The 22,360-nt window shown below is 66.9% G+C and carries 23 protein-coding genes; 16 read left to right on the forward strand and 7 right to left on the reverse strand.

What is annotated here, in order from left to right; all coding sequences use genetic code 11:
- Window positions 1-132 precede the first annotated feature (132 nt).
- Genes QO015_RS03860 through QO015_RS03875 form a run of 4 tightly spaced genes read left to right on the forward strand, consistent with a single transcriptional unit; the run spans window position 133 to window position 4,319 of the window.
- The gene (locus tag QO015_RS03860) at window positions 133-1,140 is read left to right on the forward strand and encodes an ABC transporter ATP-binding protein (RefSeq protein ID WP_266281343.1); all 1,008 of its coding nucleotides are present in this window, start codon (window positions 133-135) and stop codon (window positions 1,138-1,140) included.
- 17 nt (window positions 1,141-1,157) lie between these two features.
- Complete coding sequence (locus QO015_RS03865; RefSeq protein WP_266282474.1) at window positions 1,158-2,075, forward strand: ABC transporter permease; 918 nt, start codon at window positions 1,158-1,160, stop codon at window positions 2,073-2,075.
- Window positions 2,065-2,877: an ABC transporter permease gene (locus QO015_RS03870; RefSeq protein WP_266281341.1), complete on the forward strand. Its 813-nt coding sequence runs from the start codon at window positions 2,065-2,067 to the stop codon at window positions 2,875-2,877. Before QO015_RS03865 ends, QO015_RS03870 begins: the two co-directional genes overlap by 11 nt.
- 14 nt (window positions 2,878-2,891) lie before the next feature.
- Window positions 2,892-4,319: a gamma-aminobutyraldehyde dehydrogenase gene (locus QO015_RS03875; protein ID WP_266281339.1), complete on the forward strand. Its 1,428-nt coding sequence runs from the start codon at window positions 2,892-2,894 to the stop codon at window positions 4,317-4,319.
- 3 nt (window positions 4,320-4,322) lie between these two features.
- Here QO015_RS03875 and QO015_RS03880 read toward each other — a convergent pair whose 3' ends face one another.
- On the reverse strand, window positions 4,323-4,694 hold the full coding sequence (locus QO015_RS03880) for an MAPEG family protein (protein WP_266281337.1): 372 nt from the start codon (window positions 4,692-4,694) through the stop codon (window positions 4,323-4,325).
- Window positions 4,695-4,933: 239 nt separating this feature from the next.
- Between QO015_RS03880 and QO015_RS03885 the strand changes: the two genes are divergently transcribed.
- Complete coding sequence (locus QO015_RS03885; RefSeq protein WP_266281335.1) at window positions 4,934-5,773, forward strand: SDR family NAD(P)-dependent oxidoreductase; 840 nt, start codon at window positions 4,934-4,936, stop codon at window positions 5,771-5,773.
- A gap of 90 nt (window positions 5,774-5,863) precedes the next feature.
- Window positions 5,864-6,301: a universal stress protein gene (locus QO015_RS03890; RefSeq protein WP_266281333.1), complete on the forward strand. Its 438-nt coding sequence runs from the start codon at window positions 5,864-5,866 to the stop codon at window positions 6,299-6,301.
- Between the two features lie 10 nt (window positions 6,302-6,311).
- On the opposite strand, the gene QO015_RS03895 is transcribed toward QO015_RS03890, so the two are convergent.
- Window positions 6,312-6,953, reverse strand: a complete 642-nt coding sequence (locus QO015_RS03895) for a dihydrofolate reductase family protein (protein WP_266281331.1) — start codon at window positions 6,951-6,953, stop codon at window positions 6,312-6,314.
- A 96-nt stretch (window positions 6,954-7,049) separates the two neighbouring features.
- Between QO015_RS03895 and QO015_RS03900 the strand changes: the two genes are divergently transcribed.
- On the forward strand, window positions 7,050-7,574 hold the full coding sequence (locus QO015_RS03900; RefSeq protein WP_266281329.1) for a winged helix-turn-helix transcriptional regulator: 525 nt from the start codon (window positions 7,050-7,052) through the stop codon (window positions 7,572-7,574).
- A 123-nt stretch (window positions 7,575-7,697) separates the two neighbouring features.
- Window positions 7,698-8,666, forward strand: coding sequence for a nucleoside hydrolase (locus QO015_RS03905; RefSeq protein WP_266281327.1), 969 nt, complete (start codon window positions 7,698-7,700; stop codon window positions 8,664-8,666).
- A gap of 11 nt (window positions 8,667-8,677) precedes the next feature.
- On the opposite strand, the gene QO015_RS03910 is transcribed toward QO015_RS03905, so the two are convergent.
- From QO015_RS03910 to QO015_RS03920, 3 genes are all read right to left on the reverse strand, one after another.
- On the reverse strand, window positions 8,678-9,337 hold the full coding sequence (locus QO015_RS03910) for a DUF2076 domain-containing protein (protein WP_266281325.1): 660 nt from the start codon (window positions 9,335-9,337) through the stop codon (window positions 8,678-8,680).
- 150 nt (window positions 9,338-9,487) lie between these two features.
- A complete protein-coding gene (locus QO015_RS03915; RefSeq protein ID WP_266281323.1) occupies window positions 9,488-10,501 on the reverse strand; it encodes a LacI family DNA-binding transcriptional regulator in 1,014 nt (337 codons plus the stop codon).
- Between the two features lie 76 nt (window positions 10,502-10,577).
- A complete protein-coding gene (locus QO015_RS03920; protein WP_266281321.1) occupies window positions 10,578-11,459 on the reverse strand; it encodes an alpha/beta hydrolase in 882 nt (293 codons plus the stop codon).
- A 277-nt stretch (window positions 11,460-11,736) separates the two neighbouring features.
- Between QO015_RS03920 and QO015_RS03925 the strand changes: the two genes are divergently transcribed.
- From QO015_RS03925 to QO015_RS03955, 7 genes are all read left to right on the forward strand, one after another.
- Complete coding sequence (locus QO015_RS03925) at window positions 11,737-12,519, forward strand: glutamine amidotransferase (protein ID WP_266281319.1); 783 nt, start codon at window positions 11,737-11,739, stop codon at window positions 12,517-12,519.
- A complete protein-coding gene (locus tag QO015_RS03930) occupies window positions 12,516-13,463 on the forward strand; it encodes a nucleoside hydrolase (RefSeq protein WP_266281317.1) in 948 nt (315 codons plus the stop codon). The genes QO015_RS03925 and QO015_RS03930 overlap by 4 nt, the downstream gene beginning before the upstream one ends.
- Window positions 13,464-13,562: 99 nt before the next feature.
- Window positions 13,563-14,573: a BMP family lipoprotein gene (locus tag QO015_RS03935; protein WP_307288586.1), complete on the forward strand. Its 1,011-nt coding sequence runs from the start codon at window positions 13,563-13,565 to the stop codon at window positions 14,571-14,573.
- A 70-nt stretch (window positions 14,574-14,643) separates the two neighbouring features.
- Window positions 14,644-16,185 (forward strand): ABC transporter ATP-binding protein, encoded by a 1,542-nt coding sequence (locus QO015_RS03940; protein ID WP_266281315.1) that lies wholly within the window; start codon window positions 14,644-14,646, stop codon window positions 16,183-16,185.
- On the forward strand, window positions 16,185-17,213 hold the full coding sequence (locus QO015_RS03945; RefSeq protein WP_266281314.1) for an ABC transporter permease: 1,029 nt from the start codon (window positions 16,185-16,187) through the stop codon (window positions 17,211-17,213). The genes QO015_RS03940 and QO015_RS03945 overlap by 1 nt, the downstream gene beginning before the upstream one ends.
- A 2-nt stretch (window positions 17,214-17,215) precedes the next feature.
- Window positions 17,216-18,133 carry an ABC transporter permease gene (locus tag QO015_RS03950; protein ID WP_266281312.1) on the forward strand — a complete coding sequence of 306 codons (918 nt, stop codon included), beginning with the start codon at window positions 17,216-17,218 and terminating at the stop codon, window positions 18,131-18,133.
- A 3-nt stretch (window positions 18,134-18,136) separates the two neighbouring features.
- A complete protein-coding gene (locus tag QO015_RS03955) occupies window positions 18,137-19,159 on the forward strand; it encodes an acetamidase/formamidase family protein (protein ID WP_266281310.1) in 1,023 nt (340 codons plus the stop codon).
- A gap of 44 nt (window positions 19,160-19,203) precedes the next feature.
- Here QO015_RS03955 and QO015_RS03960 read toward each other — a convergent pair whose 3' ends face one another.
- Together QO015_RS03960 and QO015_RS03965 are read right to left on the reverse strand one after the other, a co-directional pair.
- Entirely contained in the window at window positions 19,204-19,932 is a 729-nt protein-coding gene (locus QO015_RS03960) for an IclR family transcriptional regulator (RefSeq protein WP_266281308.1), read from the reverse strand.
- A 93-nt stretch (window positions 19,933-20,025) separates the two neighbouring features.
- Window positions 20,026-20,796: an SDR family NAD(P)-dependent oxidoreductase gene (locus tag QO015_RS03965; protein WP_266281307.1), complete on the reverse strand. Its 771-nt coding sequence runs from the start codon at window positions 20,794-20,796 to the stop codon at window positions 20,026-20,028.
- A 292-nt stretch (window positions 20,797-21,088) separates the two neighbouring features.
- Here QO015_RS03965 and QO015_RS03970 point away from each other — a divergent pair, with 292 nt between their 5' ends.
- Window positions 21,089-22,351: a sugar ABC transporter substrate-binding protein gene (locus QO015_RS03970; protein WP_266281305.1), complete on the forward strand. Its 1,263-nt coding sequence runs from the start codon at window positions 21,089-21,091 to the stop codon at window positions 22,349-22,351.
- The last annotated feature ends 9 nt before the right edge of the window (window positions 22,352-22,360 follow it).

Raw genomic sequence — 22,360 nt, forward strand, 5'->3', positions numbered from 1 at the left:
TCCCCCGCTTTGCGGGAGAGAGGGCCGCTCGCGCCCGACGACAGGCCTGCTCGCGCCACGTGACGCCCTCGGCGACATGAACCGGAACGGCCCCCTATCCCGCAAAGCGGGCGAGGGTTCGGGAGGGGGCACTTGAGCAGATCAGCCGTCTCGCTTCGCGGCGTCTCGCGCCATTTCGGCAGCGTGAAGGCGCTCGATGCAGTCGATCTCGAGATCGCGGAGGGCGAGTTCTTCGCGATGCTCGGCCCATCCGGCTCGGGCAAGACGACATGCCTTCGCCTCATCGCCGGCTTCGAGCAGCCGAGCGCCGGCCATATCGAGATCTTCGGCGAGCGCGTGGAGGGCGTGCCGCCCTATCGCCGCAACGTCAACACCGTCTTCCAGGATTACGCTCTGTTCCCGCACATGAATGTCGCGGAGAACGTCGCCTATTCGCTGATGCTGAAGAGGGTGCCGAAGGCCGAACGCGCCCGAACGGCCGAAGCTGCGCTGGAAATGGTCAAGCTCGGCGGGTATGGCGCGCGGCGGCCGGGCCAGCTTTCCGGTGGCCAGCGCCAGCGCGTGGCACTCGCCCGCGCCATCGTCAACAATCCGCGCGTGCTGCTGCTTGACGAGCCGCTCGGCGCGCTCGACCTCAAGCTGCGCGAGAGCATGCAGGAGGAACTGAAGAGCCTCCAGAAGCGGCTCGGCATCACGTTCATCTTCGTGACGCACGACCAGGGCGAGGCGCTGTCGATGGCGGACCGCGTGGCCGTGTTCAGCGAAGGGCGCATCCGCCAGGTCGGCACGCCGGAGACGATCTACCGCGCGCCGAACTCGCCCTTCGTCGCCGATTTCGTCGGATCGTCCAATGTCCTGCCGCCCGAACTCGTCGAGACGTTCACCGGCGAGCGGCGCTGGGCCAGCCTGCGACCCGAGGCGATCCGTGTCGACGGAGGCGAGATCGGCGGCGGCGAGCGCCTCAGCGGAACGGTGGTCGCGCGCAGCTATCTCGGCCCCGTGACACGCCTCGCGATCGAGGCAGCCGGTCTCCGCCTCCATGCCGCCCTCCCCTCGACATCGGCACTGCCGGCCGAAGGCGAGACGGTGACGATAATGTTCGATCGCGACGCGCTGCATCTCATGGAGAGCGACGCGTGACCGCCTCTGCGGAGCCCATGCGCTCTTCGGGCGGCAGCCGGCTCGGCGACGTGTTCTGGCGGCGGCCGGGCCTGCCCGTGCTCGTGATGCTGACACCGCCGGTTCTGTGGCTCGGCATCGTCTATGTCGGCTCGCTGCTGACGCTGTTGATGCAGAGCTTCTATTCGCTCGACGACTTTTCCGGCCTCGTGGTGCCGGAATTCACGCTCTCGACCTATGCGCAGCTGCTGACACCGGCCAATTTCGACATCATACGCCGCACGGTGGTCATGGCGGCGCTGGTCACTGTGGCGGACGCGATCATCGCGTTCCCGATCGCCTATATGGCGGCGCGCTATGCGCGGGGACACTGGAAAGCCCTGTTCTACCTCGCCGTCATGCTGCCTCTCTGGTCGAGCTATCTGGTCAAGGTCTATGCGTGGAAGCTGATCCTCGCGAAGGAAGGCATCCTCAACTGGCTTTTCGAGACGCTGCACCTGACGCCGCTGCTCGATCTCGTGCTCGCCATCCCCGGCGTCGGCGGCAACTCGCTGTCGGTGAGTTCCATCGGCACCTTCCTCGTCTTCGTCTATGTCTGGCTGCCCTACATGATCCTGCCGACGCAGGCGGCGCTGGAGCGGGTGCCGGCCAATCTCGTCGACGCCAGTTCCGACCTCGGCGGGCGCCCTTCGGCGACGTTCCGGCATGTGATCCTGCCCCTCGCCTTCCCCGGCATCGTCGCGGGCTCGATCTTCACCTTCTCGCTGACGCTCGGCGACTACATCATCCCGCAGATCGTCGGCACCTCGCGCCTCTTTATCGGCCAGGCGGTCTATGCGCAGCAGGGCACGGCAGGCAACATCCCGCTCGCCGCCGCCTTCACCGTCGTGCCGGTGGTGATCATGGGCATCTATCTCACCATCGCAAAACGGCTCGGAGCGTTCGATGCGCTCTGAGGACGGCCGCGCCCCGCTCTTCCTGCGCCTCGCCGCGGCGGGCGGGCTCGTCTATCTGCTCGGGCCGCTGCTAATCATCTTCGTCTACGCCTTCACCACCGAGGAACGGAGTTTCGTCTGGCCGCCGCCGGGGCTGACGCTGAAATGGTTCGCCGTCGCCTGGAACAGGCCCGACGTGACCGCGGCGATCGTCCTCTCGCTGCAGGTCGCGGCGGTCGCGACCGTGATCGCCATGGTCCTCGGCACGCTCTGCGCCGCAGCCGTGAGCCGCAGCCGCTTCTTCGGCCGCGAAACCATTTCGCTGCTGGTCATCCTGCCGATCGCGCTTCCGGGCATCATCACCGGCATCGCGCTGCGCTCGGCCTTCGCGACCTTCGAGATCCCGTTCTCGTTCTGGACGATCGTGCTCGGTCACGCGACCTTCTGCATCGTCGTCGTCTACAACAACGCCGTCGCACGCTTTCGCCGGACCTCGCAATCGCTCGTCGAGGCGTCGATGGATCTCGGCGCCGACGGCTTCCAGACCTTCCGCCACGTGATCCTGCCGAACATCGCGACGGCCCTTCTGGCCGGCGGCATGCTCGCCTTCGCGCTCTCCTTCGACGAAGTGATCGTCACCACCTTCACGGCGGGGCAGCAGCAGACGCTGCCGCTCTGGATGCTGGAAGAATTGATCCGGCCGCGCCAGCGCCCGGTCACCAATGTCGTCGCGCTCTTCGTGGTGGCGGCGACCTTCCTGCCCATCCTCGCGGCCTTCTATCTCACGCGTGACGGCGAACATGTCGCCGGCGCCGGCAAATAGCATCGGAGACAATCATGCAGACCAGCATGCTGATCGGATCACGCTTCGAGGACGGCAAGGGCGCGGAGGAAGCGATCCTCAACCCACGCACGGGCGGCACGATCGTCACCATTCCCGAGGCGACAACCGAACAGGTCGACGCCGCCGTCGCCGCGGCGCGCGCCGCCTTCCCGTCCTGGTCGCGCACGACGCCGGCACAGCGTGCGACCTATCTCCTCAAGATCGCCGACGCGATCGAGCATGACGCGCTCGCCTTCGCGACGCTCGAGGCGGAGAATTGCGGCAAGCCGATCAATGCGATGCTGAACGACGAGATTCCGGCGATCGCCGATTGCTACCGCTTCTTCGCCGGCGCGGCGCGGACCCTCTCCGGCCAGGTGGCGGGCGAGTATCTGCCGGGGCATACCTCGATGATCCGGCGCGACCCGGTCGGCGTCGTCGGCTCGATCGCGCCCTGGAACTATCCGATGATGATGATGGCCTGGAAGCTGGCGCCGGCGCTCGCCGGCGGCAACACGGTCGTCTTCAAGCCTTCCGAGCAAACGCCGCTGACCGCGCTGCGTTTCGCCGAGACGCTGGCGGCGATCCTGCCCGAGGGCGTCGTGAACATCGTCTTCGGCCGCGGCGCCAGTGTCGGCGATGCGCTCATCAACCATCCGGGCATCGACATGGTCTCGGTCACCGGCGCGATCACGACAGGCCAGAAGGTCATCCAGGCCGCCGCCGGAACCGTGAAGCGGACGCATCTCGAGCTCGGCGGCAAGGCGCCCGTCATCGTCTTCGACGACGCCGATATCGACGCCGTCGTGAACGGCCTGCGCGCCTTCGGCTACTACAATGCCGGGCAGGACTGCACCGCCGCCTGCCGCATCTATGCCGCGCCGAAGATCCACGACCGTCTCGTGGCCGACCTCGCCTCGGCGGCGTCCTCGCTCGTCTTCAACGATGCCGACGACACGAAGAACGAGCTCGGGCCGTTGATCTCGGCGCGCCAGCGAGACCGTGTCGCGGGCTTCGTCGACCGGGCCAAGGCCGAGAAGCACATCGAGATTGCGACCGGCGGCAACACGGTCGGCGGCGGCGGCTTCTATTACGAGCCGACCGTGATCGCGGGCGCGCTGCAGAGCGACGAAATCGTGCGCCGCGAGGTGTTCGGCCCGGTCGTCTCGGTGACGCGCTTCACCGACACCGAAGAGGCGATCGCCTGGGCGAATGACAGCGACTACGGCCTCGCCTCATCCGTCTGGACGAAGGATGTCGGCCGCGCCATGAAGGTCGCCGCCGAGCTGCGCTATGGCTGCACCTGGGTGAACACGCATTTCATGCTGGTCAGCGAGATGCCGCATGGCGGCCTTAAGCATTCCGGCTACGGCAAGGACCTCTCGGCCTATGCGCTGGAGGACTACACTGTCGTGCGCCATGTGATGGTGGCGCATGGCTGATGCTCAGCCGAAGGCGACGAGGCCTGCTCCCCCGAGAAGCGCCGCGTAAGTCGCAAGCATGCCGGCCCCGCGCAGCGGCAGGAAGCCGCCAAGCATGCCGGCGGCGTGAAGCGCGCGGCCTCCCGCGAGCAGCAGGGCCACGATCCAGAGCCCTGTTGCCCATGCGCCTCGATATTCGGAGATCCCGATCAGGATCAGCACCAGCGGCACATATTCGGTGAAGTTTCCCTGCGCGCGGATCCGGCGCAGAAGGTCCTCGTCATGACCGAAGCCGACGGTGACGCCGGTCTTCATACGACCGAGGCTCACATAGAAGCTGAGGCCCAGGAGCAGCAGTGCGCAGTAGACCGTGACGGCGCTGGTGATCGGCAGCATGGTTTCCCCCTTCAGGATCGAGTGGTCTCGACGGCGGCGATCTTCCGGCCAAGGCGACATCCTGTCGATCCCCTGAGCCTCGCGACCAGCTTTCCGCCGACTGGCGGCTTCGGGCGGGTTCCATCGATGCCGCCCGACACGCGCGTTTGCCCGATGATCACCTCTTGCACCGGCCGCTTGGTCCGTGGATGATTGAATCGATTTAGCGCCATCCCCGGGCGCCCCAACGAGGATCATCCATGGCATCGCTCGAAAGCACCGTCGCGGTCGTCACAGGCGCTGGCCGCGGCATCGGCCGCGAGATCGCGCGGCATCAGGCCGCCGCCGGCGCCAAGGTCGGGCTTCTCGCCCGCACCGCCCGCGAGATCGAGGAGACGGCAGCGCTCATCGCGGCCGAGGGCGGCACCGCCCTGCCCCTTCCCGTCGATCTCGTCGATCGCGTTGCCGTGGAGGGCGTTCTGGCGCGTGTCGCCGTCGAACTCGGCCCGATCGACACGCTGGTCAACAATCACGGCTCGTTCCGCGCCTTCGGCCCGATCTGGGACTGCGATCCCGAGACATGGTGGTCGGACGTCGAGATCAATCTGCGGGGTACGTTCCACACCTGCCGCGTGGTGGCGCCGGACATGCTGAAGCGCGGTCGCGGCCGGATCGTCAATCTGGTCGGCGGCGGCACGGGCAACAGCTTCCCGCACGGCTCGGGCTATGCTTCGAGCAAGGCGGCGATCATGCGCTTCACAGAGTGCCTCAACGATACGACCATCGACGGCGGCGTCCGCGCCTTCGCGGTCGATCCGGGCCTCGTCCGGACCTCGATGACCGAGTTGCAGCTCAATTCCCCGGAGGGCCAGGCCTGGCTTCCCGGCATCCAGCAGCTCTTCGACGAGGGCATCAATGTTCCGCCGACCCGTGCCGCAGCGCTGATCGCCGACATCGCCGCCGGCCGCTTCGACCCTCTTGCGGGGCGGCTGCTGCGCGGCGTCGACGATCGCGACCAGCTCGAGGCCGAGATGCACGCGCTCGCGGCCGAAGACGGCCGCGCGCTGCGCTTCACCGGCGTCGAGCAGCGGAAGCTCTGACCGCCGCAATCGACCGGAGCTTGATGCGGGTCAACGGCCGCCCAAGGATCGGGGTGCATGCTCCTTTCGTGCAATCACGGGAGGAACCCGATGTTCAAGCATATCCTGGTGCCCACCGACGGCTCGCCGCTGGCGACGATCGCCCTCGACAATGCGATCGCGCTGGCGAGAGAGACGGACGCGCGGATCACGGCTCTCTCCGTCGTGGAGCCGTTCCATACATTTTCGCTCAATCCCGACCAGCTCGGCGAGACGCAGAAGAGCTATGAGGCGCACGCCGTCCATTGGGCCGACGACATCCTCGCCAATGCCGCCGGCAAGGCCCTGGCCGCCGGCGTGCGGTGCGAGACCGTTCGGGTCGTCGCCGAGGAGCCCTATCGCGCCATCATCGAGACCGCGATGGACCGCGGCGCGGACCTGATCGCCATGGCCTCGCACGGCCGGCGGGGCCTCGATGCGGTTCTCCTCGGCAGCCAAACGCAGAAGGTGCTGACCCATTCCGGCATTCCGGTTCTCGTCTATCGCTGAGCCGGCCCTGCTATCGCGCCAGCACGACATGCATCGCGAGCGGGGTCGTGTCGTGCTTGACGACGCGGTATCCGAGGCCGGGCAGGTCGATACCGGCGAACATCGCCTCGCCGCGACCGAGCAGGACCGGCGAGACGGCGAAATGCAGCTCGTCGATCAGGCCGGCTTCGAGATACTGGCGGACGGTGCTGACGCCGCCGCCGATCTTCACATCCAGATCGCCAGCCGCCTGCTGCGCGCGCCGGAGCGCCTCATGGATGCCGCCCGTCACGAAATGGAAGGTCGTGCCGCCCTCCATCACGATCGGCGCGCGGGCATGATGGGTGAGGACGAAGGTCGGCGCATGATAGGGCGGATTGGGACCCCACCAGCCCTTCCATTCCTCGTCGGGCCATTCGCCGCGGATCGGCCCGAACATGTTGCGGCCGAGGATAAAGGCGCCGAAGCCGGACATCGAACGATCGGCATAGTCGGCGTCGATGCCGGGGGTGCCACCCTCCTTGCCGATCATGGCCCGGAAGAAGGGCGTATCGAAGAACCAGCGATGCAGATCGCGGCCGCCTTTCCCCAGCGGGTCGTCGAGGCTCTGCTCGGCGCCCGCACCATAACCGTCGATCGACACTGAAAAGGCGCCGACGCGAACCTTGCCCATGATCGATTCCTCCCGGCAAACCGATTGCATTGTGCAACTGGTTGTCTTGTCCCATAACCGATCCTATTTTGCAACCGGTTTCGCTGGAGAATGATCATGGAAATCGAGCGCCGCTCGGGATGCCCGATCAATCTCGCCATGGAAGTGCTGGGCGACCGGTGGAGCCTGGTCATCATCCGCGACATGATGTTCGGCAACCGCCGCCATTTCCGCGACCTGCTCAACCGGTCCGACGAGGGCATCGCCTCCAACATCCTCGCGGCGCGGCTGAAGCGCCTCGTGGCGCTCGGCCTCATCGACCGGCAGGACGACCCGAGCCACAGCCAGAAGGCGATCTACAGCCTGACGGAGGTCGCGATCGAACTCGTGCCCGTGCTCGCCGCGCTCGGCGCCTGGGGCCGCCGGCACCTGCCGGTGAGCGAGGACCTCAGCATCCGCGCCGAGCTCCTGGAAAAGGGCGGCCCGCCGATGTGGGAGGCCTTCATGGACGATTTGAGACAGATCCATGTCGAGGACCCGATCCGCGGCGCCAATCGCGAGATCCGGTCGGAGGTGCTGGCGGAACTGACGGCCGCTTTCCTCGAGACGCGCGCGCGGATGGAAGGCGATCGGCGCGGCTGATGCCCGCTCATTCGGCAGGGGGTGGCGCAGCATGCGGCTTGACGCTCCCCCACCGCCTCGCGAGACTTTGTGCGCCCCGCATCAGCGCTTTCGCGCGCCCTCCCCAAGGACCCTCCCTCCGCCATGGCCAGGAAGCTCATACTCGACGTCGATACCGGTACGGACGACGCGATCGCGATCATGCTCGCCGCGCTGCATCCCTCGCTGGAGCTCGTCGGCTGCACGACGGTCAACGGCAACACGGCGGTCGAGAACTGCACCGACAATACGCTGCGAGTCCTCGAGCATATCGGGCGGCCGGAGATACCGGTCCATCAGGGCATGGCGCGGCCACTGGTGCGCTGGACCTTCCCGACGCCGCGCAAGGAGGGCGACCAGAGCAGCCGCATCCACGGGCCGCATCTGCCGCTGCCAAAAACGTCGCTGAAGGCGCGGTCGAGCGGAGCGGTGGAGTTCCTGATCGAGACATATCGCGCCGCGACCGACGAGATCGCGCTGGTTCCGGTCGGGCCGCTCAGCAACATCGCGGCGGCGCTGGCGCTCGACCCAGGCTTCGCCGACCGTGTGCCGGAAGTCGTGATCATGGGCGGCTCGCATGGCTGGGGCAACGTCACCGCCGCAGCGGAATTCAACATCTGGGCCGACCCCGAAGCGGCGGCGATGGTGTTCCAGGCCGGCTTCCGCAAGGTGACGCTGGTGCCGCTCGACGCGACCTATCAGGCATCGCTCTCCCATGCCGACAGCGCGTCCTTCGAGGCGCTGGGCACGCCGGCCGGCCATGCGGCATCGCTCTTCGTCAAGCATCGCATCGCGGCCTATGACGCGGTGCAGCCGCTGCCGGGGGGCGGCCATGCGCCGATCCACGATGCGCTCGCCGTCGCCTCGCTCATCCGGCCGGAGGTGATCACGACCGAGTTCCTGCATGTCGATGTCGAGACCGTCGGCACATTGACCGTCGGCCGCACCGTCATCGACACGCAGGTGCGCACGGAAGCATTCCGCAGGAAGGCGCCGAACTGCCATGTGGCGTTCGGCGCCGACAGGGCGCTGTTCCTCTCGCTGCTGACGGAGGCCTTCGCGCGCAGGGGCTGAGCCGCCGGGCGTCAGACCGTATCGTCGCCGCCGCCGAAGAAGTCGTCGAAGAAGCCGCCACCACCGTCATCGGCAGGCCCCGTATCGGCGTCGGCGACCGACTGGTTGTCGTCGTTCACCGTCACGTCCTCGTTCACGGTATTGTTCTCCTCGACGACGCGCTCGCCGCCGCCGAAGCCTCCGAAACCGCCGCCGAACATGGAACCGATGGCGTTGCCGAGCAGAACGCCGCCGGCGACGCCCATCGCCGTCTGCGCCGCGCCGGCCAGGAAGCCGCCGCCGCCGAAGCGCGAGCCCTGCGGGGCCGCGTTCTGCGACCATGGGCCCGCCGGCGGCGCGGCGGGCGCCTGCGACCAGGGTCCACCCTGCGCGGCCGGCTGCGCCGCCGCCTGCCCCTGCGCGCCGAAGCCCGACGGATAGAGGCTGCCGGGCTGGTCGCGCGCCGAGAGCCGGCTCTCCAGATCGGCGATGCGCTTCTCCGCATCCTTCAGCGCGTAGTCCTGCATAACGATGGTCTGCGCCATGAAATAGGGCGCGCCGGGCTGGCGGCCGACATGATCACGGATGAAGGCCTCGGCCTCGGCATCGCGCGGCGGCGCGTGCCGCTCGGTCTCCGCGAGCCGCCCGAACAGCCGATCGATCGCGGCGCGGTCTTCGTTGCTCATGCTCATCAGGTCGTCTCCCGTTCATCGCTCCTCGCGGAGCACAGGGAGGAGATGGAGAGCGAAAATGGCGGTGTCGAGAACTGGCGAGACAAATCGGCGTGGGTCGGCGGGCGCGAGACTCGCGTCCTTGCCGCTGGCGTCGGCTCCCGCCCACGGCTACGCGCGTTTCCCGAGTTCCTTCATGCCGCAGCTCTCGCGGATCACGAGTTGCGGCGTCAGCAGGCGCATGCCGAAGGTCCGCGTGATCTGGCCCTCGACGAGACCGATGAGATGCCGCGTCGCCAGCGTGCCGAGTTCCTCGGTCGGCTGGCTCATGGTGGTGAGGCGCGGCGTCGAATAGAGGCCTTCCTGGATATTGTCGTAGCCGATGACGGCCATGTCGCGCGGGATCTGCATGCCGCAATCGGTGGCGGCGCGGATGACGCTGATGCCGGCGAGATCGAAGGTCGCGAAGAGCGCGGTGGGGCGATCCTCGTCGCCGAGGATGACCTTGGCCAGCTCATAGGTCGAGGCGCGATCGAAATCGGCGCTGTGATAGAGCCTCGGCTCCAGCCCCGCCTCGCGCATCGCCTCGATATAGCCCTTGGCGCGCTCGCTCGGCATCTTCGCAGGGCCGCAGAGCGCCGCGATCCGGCGATGGCCGAGGTCCAGAAGGTGCCGAGTCGCCGTCTTGGCACCGGCGACACCATCGGTCGCGATCAGATAGGCGTTGGGCGCGTAATTGATACGCCGGTCGAGCAGAACGAAGGGAATGGCGACCTCGGAGGAGAGCGTCATCAGCTCTTCCGAACTCGAGCCGCTGATCAGGAAGAGACCGTCGACCTGACGGTCGAGGAAGGTGCGGACATAGCGCAGCTCGCGCTGCGCATCCTGCTCGCTGTTGCCGAGAACCAGCGTATAGCCGAGGAGGTCGGCCGAGTTCTCGATGACGCGCGCCAGCTCGGCATAGAACGGATTGGAGATGTCCGGCACGATGAGGCCAAGCACGCGCGAGCGCTGGCCGCGCAGCGCCTGCGCAACGCGGTTCGGCCTGTAGCCGAGCTCGGCAATGGCATCGAGGACGCGCTGGCGCGTTTCGGCCGCCACCGGCCTCGGCCCGTCATTGACGACGTAGCTGACGACGGCGGTCGACGTCCCTGCCCTTCTGGCGACGTCCGCGCGCGTGACCATTCCCCGCTCCCTGTCGCGTTCTCGTTCCGCCGGTTTGCCGCCGCTCCGGATGGAGGACGGGTCGAGCGCAGCCCTATCACCAGCAGGCGCGCATGTGATCCATCACCATGCCGAGGAAGGCGCTGTCCGGATCGACGAAGCCCTCGATCGCCGTGAAGTGGTCGCAACCGGACTGCGCATGCAGAATGGCGCTGTTTCCGCGCGAACGCCATGCGGCGCCGAAATCCTCGGACTGGCGATGGAATTCCGCGCTTTCATTGCCACCCCAGCTGATCAGGAGCGGAATGCCACCCTCTGGCACGTTCAGAATCGGGCTGTTGCGGCGAATCTGCTGGCCGGTCAGCTGAATCTTCGGCTGCAGCCATGTGTAGGGAAACGGCTCGAGATCGTAGAGGCCGCTGATCGGGCAGCAGCCCTTGATAACATCGGCGGGGAGCATGTAGTCGCCCACCCAGTCGGTGATCGCCATCATCGCGGTCAGATGGCCGCCGGCCGAATTGCCGGTCACATAGAGCCGCTCGCGGTCGCCGCCGAAGGTCTCGGCGTTCTTGTAGACCCAGGCGACCGCCGCGCGGCACTGGCGCACGATCTCGTCGATCGTGACCTTCGGGCAGACGTCATAGTCGATGACGACGGTCGTCACGCCGCGCGCAACGAAGCCTTTGGCGACCCAGACATAGTTCTCCTTCTTCAGGCGGCCGTCGAACCAGTAGCCGCCATGGATGAAGACCACGATCGGCGCGTTCGGCTCGGCAGCCGGATAAATGTCGAGCTTCTCCATCCGCGTCGGGCCGTAATAGACGTCCGCCGTCCGCTCCAGGACCGCGAGCGCCGCCTTCGCGGTGGCGATGCGGCCGGCGATGATCTTCTCGAAGGCCTTGGGGTCCTCGATGCGGATCTCGGGCTTGTATTCCCAGTCGAGTTCTTCCTGGGTTTCGAACGCTCGATATAGCGGCATGACGGTGCTCGTGCTCTCGCTGGGCGGGGAATGATCGGTAGATCGGATCGACCGGATTCCGCAACACCGCGCCTCCGGCATCGCGGCGGACAATCGCTCCGTTCGGCTTGCGAGGCAAAATCTACTCGTGTAGAATGCTCTCCGCACGGCATATTGCGCATTCTCGCAGTTGTCCAGTCCACCAGAGAGCCGGGACGGTCCTGTCCGATCCGGGGGCGCTGCCGCGCACTCGTGCGGAGGCGGACGAGCGCGCGGCTCCAGAAGAGCGAAGGGCGTCATGAAGGGAAGAATTCTCATCGCCGGGGAGACCTGGGTCACGACGGCGATGCACACCAAAGGCTTCGACACCTTCGTCACGACCACGTTTGGCGAGGGCTATTCCTCGTTGAAGGCGGCGCTGGAGGAGAGCGGCTACGAGGTGGACGTGATCGAGAACCACGTCGCGCCGACACGCTTCCCCGATACGGCGGAGGCTCTCTCCCGTTATTCGACGATCATCCTCAGCGATATCGGCGCCAACACGCTGCTGCTGCACCCCAACACTTGGCTGAACGCGCAGAAGTCCGCCAACAAGCTCGATGCGATTGCCGAATATGTGCGCAACGGCGGCGGGCTGATCATGGTCGGTGGCTATCTGACCTTCACCGGCATCGAGGGGAAGGGCTGCTGGAAGGATACGGCGGTCGAGGCCTGCCTGCCGGTACGCCTTCAGGCGACCGACGACCGCCGCGAGCATCCCGAAGGCGTCGTCGGCACGATCGTGGAACCTGGCCATCCGGTGATGGCGGGCATCGAGGGTCCGCTTCCGGCCCTTCTCGGCTACAACCGCGTGACGCTCGCACCGAATGCCGCGCTCGTCGCCACTGTCGCCGGTGACCCGCTTCTCGCTTTGACCGAGACCGGCACCGGCCGCGCGGCCGCCTTCATGTCGGATTGCAGCCCGCATTGGTGCCCGACCGACTTTGTGAACTGGCCCGGCTACCGCACGCTCTGGTCCAATCTCTGCGCCTGGACCGGTCGCCTGCCCTTGGGCGCCGACGCATCCGGTGGGCGCACGTGATCGATCTCCTGCATGACTGCGACCCCGGCAACGACGATGCCGTCGGCATCCTCGCTGCGCTCGGCCACCCGGCGGTCAATCTCGTCGCGGTGACGACCGGCGCCGGCCATCTCGCGTTCGACCGGACAGCGGAAAATGCCGCCATCACCGTCGCTGCGGCGCGCCCGAGGACGGTACCGGTCTCGAGGGGCGCCGAGGGGCCGCTACTCAGGGAACGCATGATCGCTCGGATCCTCGATTTCGAGAGCGGGCTCGACTCCGACCGGCCGGATCTCGACCGAGTCGCGCTCGACCCGCTGCATTCGGTCGACCAGATCGCCGCCGCCGCGAGGGCCCATCCGGGGCTCACGATCGTGATGACCGGCCCCTTCACCAATCTCGCGCTCGCGCTCCGCCGCCATCCTCAGGTGAAGGATGGCATCGGCCGCATCGTGACGCTCGGTGGGGCTTGGGGTCTCGGCACGAAGACGGCCGCGGCGGAGTGGAACATCCTCTGCGATCCCGAAGCGGCGGCGATCGTCTATGGCTCCGGCATCCCGGTCACCATGGTGCCTGTCGATGCGAGCGCCACGGTGCCGATCGACGATCCGCTGGTCGCGCGGGTCGCCGCGCTGCCCGGGCCGGCCGCGGCGCTCGCAGCCGAGTTGCTTGCCTCGCTGCGGACAACGCATCGGCCGGGCGTCTTCGCCCCGGCGGAGATGCCGCTGCACGACCCGTGCGCGATCCTCGCCGCCGCCGATCCCGCGCTCGTCACGACGGTTCCGGCGCGCGTCGATATCGAGACGACCAGCGGGCTCAACTACGGGCGGACCGTGGTCGACTTTGCCGGCCGCACCGACAGACCGAACAATTGCGACGTCGTCATCGCCTTCGATGTCGCGGCAACCCAGGACGCGCTGGTCGGCGCGATCGCGGCGCTGTCGCGACTTCAGCAGGGAGCCTGAGGCCGGGCGGCCGCGCGCAAGCGCGCGGCATCCGGGCGTTCACCACGAAGACCGCCGGCCTCAAGGCCGGCGGCTGAAGACAAAAGAAGGGAACTCATCATGACTTTGCTATCGAGGGGAATGGCGGGCCTGGCTGCAGGCATCGTCTCGGTGATGCTGCTGGGCGGTGCCGCCCTGGCAGAGGATAAGTTCAGCGCCGTCTATGTCATGAGCGACAATCTCGGCGACATGGGCTTCAACGACAATGCCAAGACCGGTTTCGACCGCGCGGCGAAGGACGGCGTCAAGGTCAAGCTCTTGCAGGCCTCGCCGACCGATCCGCAGCTCTGGCGCCAGAATCTCGAAGCCGTTTCCAATTCCGGCGACTGGAGCGTGATCTTCACCGGCCCGAACATGCACGACAATCTGGCCGCCGTCGCGCCGCAGCATCCCGAGCAGAAATACGTCTTCTTCGACGACGAGCTCGCGCTGCCGAACGTGCTCTCCGTCAAATATGCGCAGAACGAGGGCTCCTATCTCGCCGGCGTCCTAGCGGCGATCGCCGCGACCGACAAGACGGACTTCCCGCTCTCCTCGGGCGAACCGAAGATCGCCGTCGTGGCCGGCATGGACCTGCCCGTCATCCAGGACTTCATCCTCGGCTTCAAGCAGGGCGCGGCGACGATTGCCCCGGATGTCCAGGTACAGGTGATCTTCATCGGCAACTTCAACGACGCCCAGAAGGCCTATGACCTGACCAAGACCGCGATCGAGAACGGCGCCAACGTCGTCTACAACGTCGCGGGTCCGGCCGGCCTCGGCATCCTCAAGGGCGCGGCCGACTCGAACAAGTATGCGATCGGCGTCGATTCCGATCAGAACGGCCTGCATCCGAAGAACGTCATCGCCTCGATGACCAAGCAGATCGGCAACTCGATCTACGATTCGATCGAGCAGATCCGCGCCGGCAAGGCGGAGTTCGGCAAACTTAAGATCTACGGCCTCGCCAATGAAGGCGTCGGCCTCATCTACAACGACGCCCTCGTTCCGGCCGCCGTCAAGGCGAAGGTCGACGAGGCCAAGGCCAAGGTCGTCGATGGCCAGCTGAAGGTCGACACCGCCTTCAAATGAGACGATCCCTTTGCGGGGGCGGCCGCCCGGCCGTTCCCGCATCCTTTTCGCCCCGCCGGCGGACCAGCGCATGAACGAGCACGACGAAATCCTTACCCTGTCGGCGATCGCCAAGAACTTCGGCGACAAGGTCGCGCTGAAGCATGTCGACCTTTCGGTCCGGCGCGGCGCGGTGCATGTCATCTGCGGGGAGAACGGCGCCGGCAAGTCGACGCTCATGAACATCCTCGCCGGCATCCATCAGCCGAGCGCCGGCACGATCCAGCTGAACGGCCGCGCGGTGACCATCCCCGATCCGATCACCGCCAGCCGGCTCGGCATCGGCATGGTCCACCAGCATTTCACGCTCGTGCCGTCGATGACGGTCGCCGAGAACATCTATCTCGGGCGCCACATCCGGAAATACGGCTTCTTCTCCGACCGCAAGGCGATGACCGAGCGGGCCGGGGAACTGATCGAGCGCTTCAATTTCCGCCTCGACGCGGAGGCGCCGGTGCGCAGCCTATCAGTCGGCCAGCGGCAGCGCGTCGAGATCCTGAAGGCGCTGGCCTTCGACGCGGAGTTGCTGATCCTCGACGAGCCGACGGCCGTGCTGACGCCGCCCGAAGTCGACGAACTCATCGGCATCATCGACGGACTGCGGGCCCGCGGCCGGACGATCCTCTTCATCACCCACAAGCTGCGCGAGGTGAAAGCCGTCTCCGACGTCGTCACCGTCATCCGGCGCGGCGAGAGCATCTCGACCTATCCGACGGCCACTGTTTCCGAGACCGACATCGCCCGCGACATGGTCGGGCGCAACGTCTTCCTGGTCGGCCGCGGCGATAGCGCCGAGCCGCGCCGCTTTGGCGCGCCCGTGCTGTCGCTCGAAGGCGTCAGCGTCACCAATTCAACCGGGCGCCTGCTGCTTGATGCCGTCTCGCTCGATATCCGCGCCGGCGAGATCGTCGGCATCGCCGGGGTCGACGGCAACGGCCAGACCGAACTCGCCGAGGCGATCGTCGGGCTGATCGAGACGCAGGCCGGCACGATCACCCTCAACGGGCGCGATATCACGACTGCCTCCGTTCCCGAGCGTCTGCAGGCCGGCATGGGCTTCGTTCCCGAGGACCGGCTCGATCGCGGCCTCAGCATCACCATGTCGGTGGCGGAGAACCTCGCCGCGACCAACTACACACGCTCCGGGCTCACGCGTTCGGGCCTCGTCGATGTCGCGCGGCGCGATGCCTTTGCGTCAGAGAAGATCGCCGAGTTCGACGTGCGCGGCGCAGCGCCCGCGACGCCGGCCGGCCAGCTTTCGGGCGGCAACATGCAGAAGCTCGTCATCGCCCGCGAGCTCAACCGCGATCCCGACCTTCTCGTCATCTGCCAGCCGACGCGCGGGCTCGATATCGGCGCGGCCGAGTTCATCTATGCGCGGATGATGGCCGCCGCCGATCGCGGCCGCGCCGTCCTCCTGATCTCCTCGGAGCTCTCCGAGATCTTCGCGCTCTCCGACCGGATCGGCGTCATGTATTCCGGACAGTTGCTCAAGGTGCTCGACCGCAAGGATGCTGACGAGATCGGCGTCGGCCAGCTCATGAATGGCGGCGTCACGGCGGAGGCTGCGTGATGGCCGGCGTCTTCATCGACACGCTGAAGGCCGTGCGGGCACCGCTTGCGGCGATCTTGCTGACACTGGCGCTCGGCTTCGTGCTCGTTGCCTGCATCACCGACGACCCGGTCCAGGCCTATCGCGATCTCTTGTTCGCCAATTTCGATTCGGTCGGCAATTTCGCGCTGTTTCTCAACCGCGCCACACCGCTGCTCCTGATCGCGCTCGGGGTCATCTTCTCGTTCCGGGCCGGCATCTTCAATGTCGGCGGCGAGGGCCAGCTCTATGCGGGGGCAATCGCGACGACGGTGATCGGTGTCATGCTGGGCGGCCTTTCGCCGGTCATCCTATTCCCGCTCGCCGTCGCGGGCGGCATCCTAGCCGGCGCGTTCCTCGGCTGGATCCCGGCGACGCTCAAGATCCGCCTCGGCGTCGACGAGGTGGTGACGACGCTGATGCTCAACATCATCGTGCTGCTCTTCACCTCCTATCTCTCCAACCAGGTGATCCGCGACACGGCGAGCTATGGCGCGGTCAGCCAGATGCTGCCGGCGTCCATCTGGCTGCCCGATCTGCCGGGCGTGCGCGGCGCGACGAGCGGCATCATCGTCGCGCTGGTGCTCGCGGGCGTCACCTGGCTGGTGCTCTTCCGCACCGAGTGGGGCGCGCAGCTTCGCGCCTCGGGCACCAATCTCCGCTTCGCGAAATCCGTGGGCATCCCGGCCGATCGGCGCATCATCACCGCCATGCTGGTAGCGGGCGGGTTCGGCGGGCTCGCCGGCGCGCTCTATGTGCTCGGCATCGGCCACCGCTTCGAGCAGAACTTCTCGCCCGACTACGGCCTCGTCGGCCTCACCTGCGCGCTGCTGGCACGGGTGCATCCGATCGGCGCGGTGGCGACCTCGATCTTCTACGCGATGATGATCAACGGCGCCGCCTATATGCAGATCTCGACAGACGTGCCGCGATCGCTTGTCGACCTCCTGACCGGCCTGCTCGTCCTCCTGATGACCGCGCGGCCAAAGCTGAAGTGGGGGCGGAGCTGACCATGGCCACCACCGCCCTTCTCGCCGCCATCCTCGAGCAGACCGCGCCGATCCTGCTGGCGGCGCTCGCCGCGATGATCACGCTGCGCGCCAATATCCTGAACGTCGCGGTCGAGGGGATGATGCTCGTCGGCGCCTTCGTTGCCATCGCGGTCGGTGCAGCGACCGACAGCGCGCCGCTTGCGCTTCTGGCGGCGCTCGTCGCGTCCGTGCTGATGTCGCAGCTGCTGGCGCTCATGACCCTCGGCTTCTCGGCCGATTTCATCGTCGCCGGCCTCGGCATCAACCTGCTCGCGGCCGGCGGTAGCCTGTTCGCGCTCGAATGGTTCTACCAGAGTCCCGGCGGCCTCCGCCCCCTCGCCTTCCCCGATATCTGGCATGTCCCGGCCGGCAGCCTCTCCTTCCTGCCCGTCATCGGCCCGGCGCTCGAAGGACAGAGCATCATCGTGCTCGCCGCCTTCCTCGCCGTTCCGCTGCTTGCCGTCTTCCTCTACCGGACGCCGCTCGGCGCCTATCTCAGGGCCGCCGGCGAGGACGAGCATGCAGCACGGTCGGCCGGCATCGACGTCGCGCGGATGAAGGCGCTGTCGCTGGCCATCAGCGGGCTCCTCGCCGGTCTCGCCGGCGCGCAGCTCTCGATGGACAAGCTGCATTTCTTCCTGCCCGACATGACGAGCGGGCGCGGCTTCATCGGCCTCGCCGCGACCCTGTTCGGCGGCGGCCAGCCATGGATCACGGCGGCAGCCTCGCTTCTGTTCGGTTTTTTCGGTGCCCTTGGCGACCGGCTGCAGGCCTTCTCGATTCCCTCGCAGTTCGTGCTGATGTTGCCCTATCTCGCCGCGATCATCGGCCTCGCGGTGGCGCGCTGGCGCACGCATCTGCGCAGCCGCCCGGCGAAACTCAACACAAGGCGAGGCTGAGGTATGGCCGATAGCGACACCGACGATTTCGTCTTCCAGATCGGTGGCCACACGCCGCGCGTCACCATTGCCTGCCGCGAGCGGTTGACGGTCTTCACCGAGGACTGCTTCTCTGGAAAGCTCACCGGCGTCGACGGCAGGCCGCGCGAGGTCGCGCCCTTCCCGCGCGTCAACCCGCTCACGGGTCCGATTGCGATCGAAGGCGTCGCGGCGGGCGATATCGTCGCAGTGCATCTCGCCGCGCTGGAGCCGGCGCGGGACTGGGGTGTTGCCACCATCTCCCCCGATTTCGGGCTGCTCTCGGGCACGCGTGTTACGCCGAACCTGCAGGCGCCGCAGGAGGAGCGGGTCTGGATCTGGCGTTTCGATGATGGCGAGCGGCGCAGCCTTGCGACAGTCGCCGAGAACGGCACTTCGTTACGTGTGCCCTATCGGCCGTTCCACGGCACGGTCGGTGTCGCTCCGGCGCATGGCGAAGTACGGCTTGGGCTCGTCCCCGGCGATTTCGGCGGCAATCTCGATATTCCGGATCTCGGCCCGGGCGCCACGCTCTATCTCAAGGCGAATGTCGACGGCGCCCATCTTTATATCGGCGACGGGCACTATGCGCAGGGTGACGGCGAGATCGCCGGCACGGCGATCGAGGGCGCGTTCCATACGACCCTCGTCTGCGATCGCCTGCCGATGGAACCGAACTTCGATTGGCCGCGGCTCGAGACAGACGGAGAAATCGGCGTGATCGGCAGCGCACGGCCATTGGAAGACGCTTGCCGGATCGCAGTCGCAGGGCTGGTTCGCTGGGTTGCCGGCATCACCGGCCTTTCCTTGGCGGACGCCCACCAACTCACAAGCCAGAGCTGCCGATTGCGGATCGGCAATCTCGTCAATCCGTCATTCTCGGTTTTGTGCGCACTCGACAAATCCCTGCTCGGCGCCGGGGCGATCATCCATGGCGGGATGCACATGGCCTTGCGGAAGGCGGGCGAATCACCGTCCCCGGTCGCTCGGCCTCGGCCTCGGCGCTGAGCGACGCGCCGCCATCGAGAATGACGGCCCCACCGGGACAATAATCAGCCCGAGATGGCTCGGGCGCCGGCGATGAGCTTCGCGCCGATATCGGGAATGGTGGCCTCGTCGAATTCCTTGCGCGGGACGACGAGGACGAGGCATCCGAGCGAACGCTTCTCGGGGCTGAGGATCGGCGCGGCGATGCCGGCATTGCGCTCGTCGACCTCGCCGACGCTCACGGCATAGCCCTGCTTGCGGATTGCCTTCAGCGTCTTGCGGAACTCGGCCCAATCCCTGCCGAGGCCGGCGGCGGCGATCTCCGCGGCATTGGCGAGCATCAGGCTTCGCAAGCGGTGATCCGGGAGATTCGCGAGGATGGCCTTGCCGGCGGCGCCGCGAAGCAGCGGCATCGGCCGGCCGCGATCATAGCTCGTCAGCACCGTCCGGTCGGGCCAGGCCTGGGCGATGCAGACGACGTTCTTGCCGTAGGAGGCGCAGACCATCAGGTTGCCGCGCACTTCTCCGATCAGCCGCTCCATGACATCGCCGGCGCGGTGCAGCAGCGGATCGTTGAGGCGAATCTGGCGATCGAGCTGGATGATGCGCGCGCCGAGGCCGAAGCCGCCCTCGATTCCCGGCGCGATGAGGCCCGCCGTGCTCAGGGTCTTCAGATAGCGGTAGGCCGTCGGAACCGAGCAGTCGAGCGCGGCCGCGACCTCTTCGACGGTCACGACGGTGCGCTCGCCTTCGAAGAGATCGAAGATGCCGATCATGCGGCTCAGGCTGTCCATCCGCCGATATCCTCTCGCAAGATCAACGTCATACGCCGCGCTGCAGCATTCAGAACCTTGGAGCCCTGCCCCGCGACGGTCAAGCGAAGCCGATCAATGGATGTGCATACCGCCATTGATGTCGATCGCCGTACCAGTCAGGTAGCCCGACTGTGCCGAAGCGAGGAAGAGGCAGACATCGGCGACGTCCTGGGGCGTGCCGAAGCGGCCGAGCGGAATCTGATCGAGCAGGCGCTGACGGGTCGCGTCGTCGAAGGCCGTCGCGTTCATTCCCGTGATGATCACGCCCGGATTGACGCAGTTGACCCGGATGCCGCGCGGTCCGAACTCCCGCGCCATGCTCTTCGCAAGCGACAGGACGCCCCCTTTCGAGGCCGCGTAGTGCGGCCCCCCGAGCAGCCCGCCGCCACGCTGCGCCGCGATCGAGGCGATCGCCACGATCCGCCCGCTATCGGCGAGATGCGGCAGGGCCGCCTGGGTCAGGTTCAGCATCCCGCGCAGGTTGATGTCGAGTGTGGCCGACCAGTCTTCGTCGCTGATGTCCATGATCTTGCGCGGCTGCGCGATGCCGGCATTGCTGACGAGGACGTCGAGGCCGCCGAAGCGTTCGACCGTCTTCGCGACCACTGACTCTAGCGCGGCGCGGTCACGGACATCGGCCGCCATGGCGAGCGGCGGTTCGTGCCGCGTCCCCTTCTCCGACAGCGCGGCGGTCAGGCTCCGCGCCGCCGCGTCGCATGCCTCCTGCCCGAGATCGACAATCGTCACCGCGGCACCGGCCGCCAGCAATGTGCGGGCAATCGCGAATCCGATCCCCGCCGGATGTGCGGCGCCGGTGATGAGCGCAACCTGTCCGTTCAGCATTCTGATTTCTCTCTGATTTATCGCCATCTGACTATTTATCGATCATTGGGAGCCGAAGGATGTTCTGGCGGCGGGCGGCGAAGCCTGTCACCTCGGATCAGCTCGGAGCAGCCGCAGCACGAACCCTTCGCAGATGCAGCATTCCTCGCGACGAGAACCCGATCCTCCGCTTACCGCCCCTCCCTCTCCTCGAAACCCGGAAATCGCCTCCTCACGACCCGACTTGACAGTTCGATAATTGAGATTTTATTGGATAGCAATAATTCATAGCTTTCTGACGGGAGGAGACCCAATGAGCGATCAAGAGCGCAACATCGTTGCGACCGGCCTTGCGCTGCCGTCCGGCCTGAGCCGGCGCGTGTTCCTGCAACTTGCCGGAGCCGCCGGCGTCTCGCTGGCAATGACACCGGCCGTCAGCCGCATGGCCGAGGCGGCGGAGATCGTCCGCGGCAAGATCGCCAATCAGGTCTCGACGCCGGCCAACGACTACTGGTCGGTCTGGACACGTGCCTTCGGCGACGCTGCCAAGGCGCTCGACCTGCCCACCCAGGAGCTGTTCCACCAGAACGACACCGCCAGGCAGCTGGCGCAGGTGCGCAGCCTGCCGGCGAGCCAGGCCAAGATGCTGATCGGCTGCGTCGAGCCGGCCGGTTCACTGCCGACGGTCGCGCGCTTCTGCCAGGACAGCAGCATCTTCTACGTGCCGAGCTGGGAGTCGCCGGCCTGGTTCACGCCGCCGGACATCGGCGACTACTATGTGTCCTTCGTGACCCCTAACTCGATCGAAGGCGCCTATGAGGTGGCCAAGGCGCTGTTCGAGAGCATCGGCGGCGAGGGCAAGGTCGTCCACATCGCCGGCATGGCCACGCCGACCGACACCTACCGCACGCTCGGCCTGATGCAGGCGGCCAAGGAATTCCCCGGAATCCAGATCGTCGGCGGCCTGCGTGCCAACTGGGACCGCGAGCAGGCGCGCAAGGTGATGCTGTCGATGGTCACCGCTCACCCGGACATGAAGGCGGTGTTCGCGCAGAACGACAACATGGCGCTCGGCGTGCTCAGCGTCCTGCGCGAGCGCAAGCTGACCAATGTGAAGGTGTCGGGCGTCGACGGCCTGCCTGAGGGCCTCAAGGAGGTCGCCAAGGGCGAGCAGATGGTCGCGACCCACACCTCGCTGCCGCCCTATGGCGCCGGCTTCACGACGGTGCTCGCCTTCGACGCGCTGAACGGCTGGAAGCCGACGCTCGGCGAGCGGCTCCTCTTCACCGGTTCGGCCCTCGCGACGGCCGAGAACGCAGCGAAGATCGAGGCCGCGATCTACGGCAAGGATTCGAAGCCGTTCGACTGGGCGCTCATGAGCCGCGCGCTCAATCCCGAGACCTGGGATCCGCAGAACAAGATCACGGCCATCGACCCCGACACCTACTGGGCGCCCTTCCCCGACGGAAAAGACCGCCTCAACCCGGTCTACAAGGGCGCGGCCGAGCGCGGCGAGTTCTCCAAGATCGATGCCCTGTATGCGGCGCACTACAAGACCGGCCCGGTCAAAGCCTGACGCGCTGCC

The sequence above is a fragment of the Kaistia geumhonensis genome (assembly GCF_030815145.1).
Classification (GTDB): domain Bacteria; phylum Pseudomonadota; class Alphaproteobacteria; order Rhizobiales; family Kaistiaceae; genus Kaistia; species Kaistia geumhonensis.

Excerpts from the sequence above, each read along its gene's own strand:
- QO015_RS03865 (WP_266282474.1), top strand. The coding sequence starts at position 1,158 with ATGCGCTCTTCGGGCGGCAGCCGGCTCGGCGACGTGTTCTGGCGGCGG.
- QO015_RS03870 (WP_266281341.1), top strand. The coding sequence starts at position 2,065 with ATGCGCTCTGAGGACGGCCGCGCCCCGCTCTTCCTGCGCCTCGCCGCG.
- QO015_RS03875 (WP_266281339.1), top strand. The coding sequence starts at position 2,892 with ATGCAGACCAGCATGCTGATCGGATCACGCTTCGAGGACGGCAAGGGC.
- QO015_RS03880 (WP_266281337.1), bottom strand. The coding sequence starts at position 4,694 with ATGCTGCCGATCACCAGCGCCGTCACGGTCTACTGCGCACTGCTGCTC.
- QO015_RS03885 (WP_266281335.1), top strand. The coding sequence starts at position 4,934 with ATGGCATCGCTCGAAAGCACCGTCGCGGTCGTCACAGGCGCTGGCCGC.
- QO015_RS03890 (WP_266281333.1), top strand. The coding sequence starts at position 5,864 with ATGTTCAAGCATATCCTGGTGCCCACCGACGGCTCGCCGCTGGCGACG.
- QO015_RS03895 (WP_266281331.1), bottom strand. The coding sequence starts at position 6,953 with ATGGGCAAGGTTCGCGTCGGCGCCTTTTCAGTGTCGATCGACGGTTAT.
- QO015_RS03900 (WP_266281329.1), top strand. The coding sequence starts at position 7,050 with ATGGAAATCGAGCGCCGCTCGGGATGCCCGATCAATCTCGCCATGGAA.
- QO015_RS03905 (WP_266281327.1), top strand. The coding sequence starts at position 7,698 with ATGGCCAGGAAGCTCATACTCGACGTCGATACCGGTACGGACGACGCG.
- QO015_RS03910 (WP_266281325.1), bottom strand. The coding sequence starts at position 9,337 with ATGAGCATGAGCAACGAAGACCGCGCCGCGATCGATCGGCTGTTCGGG.
- QO015_RS03915 (WP_266281323.1), bottom strand. The coding sequence starts at position 10,501 with ATGGTCACGCGCGCGGACGTCGCCAGAAGGGCAGGGACGTCGACCGCC.
- QO015_RS03920 (WP_266281321.1), bottom strand. The coding sequence starts at position 11,459 with ATGCCGCTATATCGAGCGTTCGAAACCCAGGAAGAACTCGACTGGGAA.
- QO015_RS03925 (WP_266281319.1), top strand. The coding sequence starts at position 11,737 with ATGAAGGGAAGAATTCTCATCGCCGGGGAGACCTGGGTCACGACGGCG.
- QO015_RS03935 (WP_307288586.1), top strand. The coding sequence starts at position 13,563 with ATGACTTTGCTATCGAGGGGAATGGCGGGCCTGGCTGCAGGCATCGTC.
- QO015_RS03940 (WP_266281315.1), top strand. The coding sequence starts at position 14,644 with ATGAACGAGCACGACGAAATCCTTACCCTGTCGGCGATCGCCAAGAAC.
- QO015_RS03945 (WP_266281314.1), top strand. The coding sequence starts at position 16,185 with ATGGCCGGCGTCTTCATCGACACGCTGAAGGCCGTGCGGGCACCGCTT.
- QO015_RS03950 (WP_266281312.1), top strand. The coding sequence starts at position 17,216 with ATGGCCACCACCGCCCTTCTCGCCGCCATCCTCGAGCAGACCGCGCCG.
- QO015_RS03955 (WP_266281310.1), top strand. The coding sequence starts at position 18,137 with ATGGCCGATAGCGACACCGACGATTTCGTCTTCCAGATCGGTGGCCAC.
- QO015_RS03960 (WP_266281308.1), bottom strand. The coding sequence starts at position 19,932 with ATGGACAGCCTGAGCCGCATGATCGGCATCTTCGATCTCTTCGAAGGC.
- QO015_RS03965 (WP_266281307.1), bottom strand. The coding sequence starts at position 20,796 with ATGCTGAACGGACAGGTTGCGCTCATCACCGGCGCCGCACATCCGGCG.
- QO015_RS03970 (WP_266281305.1), top strand. The coding sequence starts at position 21,089 with ATGAGCGATCAAGAGCGCAACATCGTTGCGACCGGCCTTGCGCTGCCG.